Source organism: Acinetobacter sp. YH12072 (assembly GCF_013419565.1).
In the GTDB taxonomy this organism is placed as follows: domain Bacteria; phylum Pseudomonadota; class Gammaproteobacteria; order Pseudomonadales; family Moraxellaceae; genus Acinetobacter.
In genome coordinates this window covers 40,984-47,406 of the sequence record NZ_VOZV01000026.1, presented here as the reverse complement: position 1 = coordinate 47,406, position 6,423 = coordinate 40,984, and the positions used below count along the sequence as shown (strand labels likewise).

Annotated in this window: 4 protein-coding genes and 1 pseudogene; 3 read left to right on the top strand and 2 right to left on the bottom strand. The window is 39.5% G+C overall.

The window, feature by feature from the left end; genetic code table 11:
* Positions 1-127, top strand: a pseudogene (locus FTU19_RS11730) (IS5/IS1182 family transposase); the annotation flags it as partial.
* Between the two features lie 1,338 nt (positions 128-1,465).
* Positions 1,466-2,632 carry an MFS transporter gene (locus tag FTU19_RS11725; RefSeq protein ID WP_180131340.1) on the top strand — a complete coding sequence of 389 codons (1,167 nt, stop codon included), beginning with the start codon at positions 1,466-1,468 and terminating at the stop codon, positions 2,630-2,632.
* 15 nt (positions 2,633-2,647) lie between these two features.
* Here the strand turns inward: FTU19_RS11725 and FTU19_RS11720 are convergent, their stop codons facing one another.
* Both FTU19_RS11720 and FTU19_RS11715 read right to left on the bottom strand, forming a co-directional pair.
* Complete coding sequence (locus tag FTU19_RS11720; RefSeq protein WP_180131337.1) at positions 2,648-4,138, bottom strand: amidase; 1,491 nt, start codon at positions 4,136-4,138, stop codon at positions 2,648-2,650.
* Between the two features lie 49 nt (positions 4,139-4,187).
* Positions 4,188-5,618 carry a diguanylate cyclase gene (locus FTU19_RS11715; RefSeq protein WP_180131334.1) on the bottom strand — a complete coding sequence of 477 codons (1,431 nt, stop codon included), beginning with the start codon at positions 5,616-5,618 and terminating at the stop codon, positions 4,188-4,190.
* A gap of 325 nt (positions 5,619-5,943) precedes the next feature.
* Here FTU19_RS11715 and FTU19_RS11710 point away from each other — a divergent pair, with 325 nt between their 5' ends.
* Positions 5,944-6,390 (top strand): hypothetical protein, encoded by a 447-nt coding sequence (locus FTU19_RS11710; protein ID WP_171065466.1) that lies wholly within the window; start codon positions 5,944-5,946, stop codon positions 6,388-6,390.
* The last annotated feature ends 33 nt before the right edge of the window (positions 6,391-6,423 follow it).

The window sequence follows — 6,423 nt, the reverse complement described above, 5'->3', positions numbered from 1 at the left end:
CGAACACATTAACAGTCAATTGAAAAGATTTAGAATACTAAGTGAACGCTATCGAAATAGACGGAAAAGATTCGGTTTACGCATTAACTTAATCGCTGCACTGGTAAACCGGATGAACTTGCAATAACGACTTTCGCAAGAGATCTAATAAATAAATCACGATTTCTATCAGAAAATCTTAAATTAATTCCTGAACATCTCGGTGAAGATGCGTCAATGACAACTAAAGTGTCGGCAGTAAGATTTAAATATAGATCACAAACTAAAACTTTATGGGTATTTGACGTACCCGATATTAATGACAGGTTCACATTCATTAAATATTTATTCGATTTCTTTGCGAGTTTTTAAAGCCCATAGAAATAAGAGCTTTTTTGTTGCTTGATAAACTTTATACAGCGACTAGAACACAAAAATAATTAAGTAGTGTAATTCCTGTCTAACAAATCACCAAATTCAACCCAAGGCCAACCAGCACCCACGATTCAGTAATGCTTCTTATACTATTGCTGCATCATATAAGTGCTACTTTAAAGGTGCTCCATGAATAATGATGAACTAGCTAAAAACTATAACGACGTGTTAAAGCCTACCCGCTTAACTTTCCCAGGTTGAGCGGGTTATTTTTTGACTGGAAAAAAGTATGCTCCGATTACTCTTCTGCTTATTCTGCCTACATGGTGCGACTGAGAGTGACGACGGTAATAGAGAATGCCGGGATCGTTTGAAAAAATTAAATAAAAAAACTCCATTATATAATGGAGTTTGAATCTTAATAGATTGCTTAGCTTTTACTTAAAATTAAAGGGATCGTACTTTTTATCTATGATTTCTAAATACACTAGGAATGCTGATATGGCGAGTAAACCTACAACTACTAAGAAAAATATATCGTGTGAAATTAGTGCTACTGCTAAAAAAGCCACAAGCATACAAATAAAAATGCCAAATAATGCATAAAGTATATAAGTTTTCATGAATAGTAGATTCTTCTATATTAAAGAGTGATCAAATTAACATAAAAATTAATTAAAAATTAACGTAAATACTACAGTATTGATACATTTTTATTGAAAATTTAAATTTAAGAATGAGAATCTTTCTTATTCTAGGTTTCGAAAAGGGGTTTTCTTATCAGTAATATCTATTTCAGATAAAGTCCAAGTAAAACTTAGATTTTTGCAGTGCTGAGCTGTCTAAGTATCATAACCTCAGTCATTTTAATTCTTAGAACCATCAAATGATTACGATTGATAAGCTCATGATTGAACTAAAAGAATAAATTAAGAATTTAGCTAATGTATTAAGTTAAAATCTAACTTTTCTAAAATTAGTTAAAGAGCTTTGAAGAATCTATAGATGATTAGCTTACAGATTAACTAGACTCAACCGAGACCCATTCAATGCAACTAAACGCAACTTATATTTATTTTAAGTTATCAGAAATGAAAGAGTATCTAGTTTGATGCAATCTCTAGCTATTCATTACAGACTCAGTTTTTTCTACTTTTTTTATTATGCGATTGTGGGCGCATTCATGCCTTTCTGGAGTCTGTATCTGGAAGATCAAGGCTTTAATTATCAGGAAATTGGGATTTTATCTTCGATTGCGATTGTCACCCGATTTTTTGCGCCATTTATTTGGGGGTGGATTGCAGACAAATCCGGGAAACGCATGTTGCTGGTGCGTATAGCTACCTGGATGGAAGCTTGTATCTGGTTCATGATATTTATCATTCCAAATAGCTTCCAGTCAGTCGCTTTGCTCATGCTGATTTTCAGTTTCTTTCAAAATGCAATTTTGGCTCAGTTTGAAGGTGTGACTTTATTCTGGTTAGGTGAAAAAAGGGCAGAGCTCTATGGTAAAGTCCGTAAGTGGGGATCTATTGGATTTATTATTGGCGTATTTGGTTTAGGCGCAATTTTTGAAATTATCAGCATCAGTATGCTACCAGTATTACTGCTCTGTATCTCATTTCTGGCTTTTCTCTGGTCGTTCACTATCAAGGAACCAACAGCAGCACCAACAGCTCAGAAAAAACTCGAAGCTTTATGGCCGATTTTCAAGCGTCCGGTAGTATACAGTTTTTTCCTGATTGAACTGATCATGCTGTTTTCACATGCGCCGTTTTATAGTTTTTATAGTAACTATCTCAGCCAGAATGGATTCAGTACCAGTCAGATCGGATTGCTTTGGTCGGTTGGAGTCATTGCTGAAATCATTATGTTTGCCTACGCTACATTCTTTCTGACACGCTGGTCATGGCGTCATCTGGCAATGCTATGCCTGTTAATGACTGGTTTAAGATGGTTGACTGTCGGCATATTTCCATCGTCATTTCTGGCACAGTTTTTTGCCCAGACCATTCATGCCCTGAGTTTTGGTTTATTCCATATGATTGCCATGCGGGTTATTTTTCAGAACTTCTCGGCTGGACAGCAAGGCCGTGGACAGGCACTGTATAGCACCATGTGGGGCTTAGGCGTGGCGAGTGGCAGCATTCTAGCCGGTCGTTATTGGGATCAGGTCGGTGGAACATCAATCTTTATTGCTGCTGCGCTGTCGACCTTGCTGGGCCTGTTGCTGGTATTTGGCTTACCCAACAAGGTCGAATTACAAAAGCAGATTTAAAATACCATCGAACAATTAAACGCGGATTTTGGAATATTGATTAAACCAGGGCTGAGCCTGTTCTAATTGAGCGGCCAGTTGCAACAGTAAATCTTCACGGGCAAATGGTGCAATAAATTGTGAACCCAAAGGTAAGTTATCTTCATTCCAGTAAAGCGGTACGGACATTGCTGGAAGGCCGGTAATATTGGCTAACTGAGTGAATGGCACCCATTTTAGGTTTTCTTTCACAATCTGGTCGACCAGCTTACCTTGTGCCAATAAATGTGCCTTATTCATTTTTAATAAAGCTTTAAGAATCGGCTTCTGCCAGTTTGGTGTCTTGACTTCGCCATTTTTGGGTGCAACAGTGGCCGTGGCTGGTGTCAGGTAGAGATCATAATCATCAAAGAAATGATTCATCTGGGTCACATATTGTCCCCAGTTGGTCAGATTTTGGATATATTCAATTGCCGTCGTTTTGGCACCAAAAGCAGCTAGCGCCAGAGAATCCAGTTCAAAATCGCCTGATCTGGATGGATAGCCTTTCTGGATTTCGTCCAGCATATAAGAAAACTGGCTAAACCACGTCGTAATAAAATCTTTAGCCAGTTGCATGCCATCAATCTGCGGTTGATCCTCAACGACTTCATGACCTAAAGATTCCAGTAAACGGGCAGTTTGTTCTACCGCTTTAATAGCATCTTGAGAAACAGGCGTATCAATGCTGGAACGCGTATTAAATGCGATTTTTAATTTTTTTGGTGGTTGCTGAATCACTTCCAGATAATGTGTATGCGGACGTTGAATCGTAAACAGTGAACTGCGATCTTCACCATGGGTGGCATCCAGCATTGCCGCACTATCCCGAACAGTTTTGGTGAGTACATGTTGAATGGCAGCACCGTGCATTGCCTCACTCATTTGCGGTCCCCACGGCGTACGTCCACGGCTTGGTTTTAAACCAAACAGACCACAGTAGGAAGCCGGAATACGAATTGAGCCACCACCATCACCTGCACCGGCAATTGGCACAATGCCGGCTGCCACAGCAGAAGCAGAACCGCCTGACGAGCCACCACTGTTATGTCTTAAATTCCACGGGTTTTTACAGCTTCCCCAGGCATCTGGCTCTGTAATGCCTTTAATTCCGAATTCAGGGGTGTTGGTACGGCCAAAGGTCACAATACCTGCCTGTTCCCAACGATTAACAATCTCGGCATTGGTTTCAGCGATATACCCGATACGCTTTAAACCCTGACATCCATAAGACGTCGGATAACCTGCATATTCCTGAAACAGGTCTTTGACCAGAAATGGAACTCCAGCAAAGGGGCCAGACAGTTTTTGCTGGGTACGCTGCAAGGCATGCTCATGCATGGGAATAATAATGGCATTGATTTCAGGATTAATATTTGCACTGCGTTCTAAGGCAACTGATAAAAGTTCACTTGAATGCACCTGTTTATTTTTAACCAGTTCAGCCAGTCCTAATCCATCGTATTGTAAGTATTCTTCAAATTTCATCTGCATTCCCTAGCGTTGATATTGTTATAAGGTTGTAGAGGGTTTCAGTTCAGGATGCAAGCACCACCTGATTACGTCCCAAGTGTTTGGCTTGATATAAGGCCTGATCCGTGGTATTGATCAGTTGCTGTAAATCCTGAGAAAGCGGGGCATGTTGATGCGTAATCCCGAGACTCACAGTAATCGATAACGGTGATCCATCAGGTTGATACATTGGCGTTTTAGCTACCAGTTCACGAATACGCTCGGCAATAAACTGGGCCTTAGATGGTTTGGTATCCCAAAGCAAAATCACAAATTCCTCACCACCAATACGCGCAAACAGATCCTGAGAACGTAAATTGGAACGGATGATTTCAGCAAAATGTTGCAGTACTTTATCGCCCACATGATGGCCAAAATGATCATTTAAACGTTTGAAATGGTCGATATCCAGCATAATCAGGGAAAACTGCACGCTCTTGGAATGTTGCAGTAAATATTCACCTTTCTGGAAGAAAAAATGCCGGTTCATGGTCCGTGTCAGACTGTCGTGATTGGCCAAATACAATACCCGTTTAAACAGGTCATTACGGTTCTGACTGATGATACACAGGATCAGCGGCGATAATGCCAGCATAAACAGTCCGATCCTTAATGAGATATAAATGGTCGAGTCTGCCAACGTATCATGTGTAGTGGCATAGAACTGGGTCAGGCTGTAATACATCAAAATGATTACAAAGGCATTAATAATTGCAATTGTGAAGATGCGATAGGTCAGTGCTGCCCAGATTAAAGCTGCCAACGGATAAAGCAGGGCACCTGGACCGACAAAAATATTACTCAGGATAATACACAGGATTACCGTACCTGCTGGCAGCAGATAACTAAAAGAGTTCTGCTTCTTTCTGCGGTTTTTAAATAAATACTTGAGATCTTTGGTTCTAGGAAAGGCTAGAAAAAGCGGCAGGACAATAATGTAATTTACCATTTCGCCTGTCCACCATAGCCCAAAATCAATCCATAAATTTTCCTTGGTCATAAAGGAATGAGGAAGATTGGGTAAGGTCGCAACGGCAAACACTGCACTGGCCAGGCATCCTGCGAATGCACAGATGCCGAACATATGCACGAAAGTGAAGCCAGTATTGTAGTACTTATAATTGATCTGGAAATATCGGATAAAAAATAGCGATACAATCGTACTGATCAGGTTAGCAAGCGTTAGAAACAGACTCTGTAAAAGATTATTACCTGTCGCCAGATCAGCAAACATGAACGCACAGAAAGCACCTAGCCACCCGCCCATATTGTTTAAATGGGGGAAGCGTAAAAACATGGCCAGTAAGGCAGCATTGGCAGGCCAGAGTATGGCTAAGTAATCCTGTGTTCTGGTCATAATGCCAATCAAACAAGTCACTAAAATAATGAAAAGAATGACCAAGTAGGCATATGTTTCAGGATTCAAGTTCTGGTCTGTGATTCGAGGTATTCGCAAATCTAAGTCCTGTATCTAATTTTTATTTGTGAAATATCACTTTGTTTGGGAAATGCTTTTTACCCAAAAGTACAACTTTATTCTTGGAATAATCTGTTTTTACTTACGTTATCAATATACGTTTGTATACGAAATATATACAAAAAAATTAAAAAAGGAAATCCATGTTTTTAAACTATAATGATAAAAATTTGTTTTATTTCGGTATTTAAACTGATGCAGAGCAGAATATGATCCCGAAAAATATGATAAGTTAAAATTAATTATTAGGATTGAAACGAAGCCTGTGAATATGAAAAAAACCTGTCTTGGCCTTGTCTTGCTCATGAGCTCATCTTGGCTAATGGCAACAGAAAATAATAATCAAGCTGCAAATAGTATTGCGAAACCTATCGAAGTTCCGAATACCTTTACCATTAATACCCGTCCTGAAATTGTCGGGCTATGGGGAATGGAAATTCCAGATAATAAGAAATGTGTTGAATACTATAATTTTAAAGGCAATAACAACGTAGTGATTAAAAGCGGTTCAGAATGGACCACAGGGCTGTATGACTATCAGCCTTCACAAGATCCTGCTGCACAGATTCCAGCGCTGATTATGCAGGTTAAATACGACAATAATGAAAAAGACTGTTCCGGTAATCAGGTGGATCAGTCAGGCGAGATTTCGCAGTATTTTGTGAAGTGGCAGAACTCAAATACCATTAATTTCTGTGCCAATGAAAAAGCAGAACAATGTTTTGCTGTGCTTCGACGCATTTTGCCTTGATTGAAGGCTAGATATAAAAAACCGCTGAATTCA

Excerpts from the sequence above, each read along its gene's own strand:
- FTU19_RS11725 (WP_180131340.1), top strand. The coding sequence starts at position 1,466 with ATGCAATCTCTAGCTATTCATTACAGACTCAGTTTTTTCTACTTTTTT.
- FTU19_RS11720 (WP_180131337.1), bottom strand. The coding sequence starts at position 4,138 with ATGAAATTTGAAGAATACTTACAATACGATGGATTAGGACTGGCTGAA.
- FTU19_RS11710 (WP_171065466.1), top strand. The coding sequence starts at position 5,944 with ATGAGCTCATCTTGGCTAATGGCAACAGAAAATAATAATCAAGCTGCA.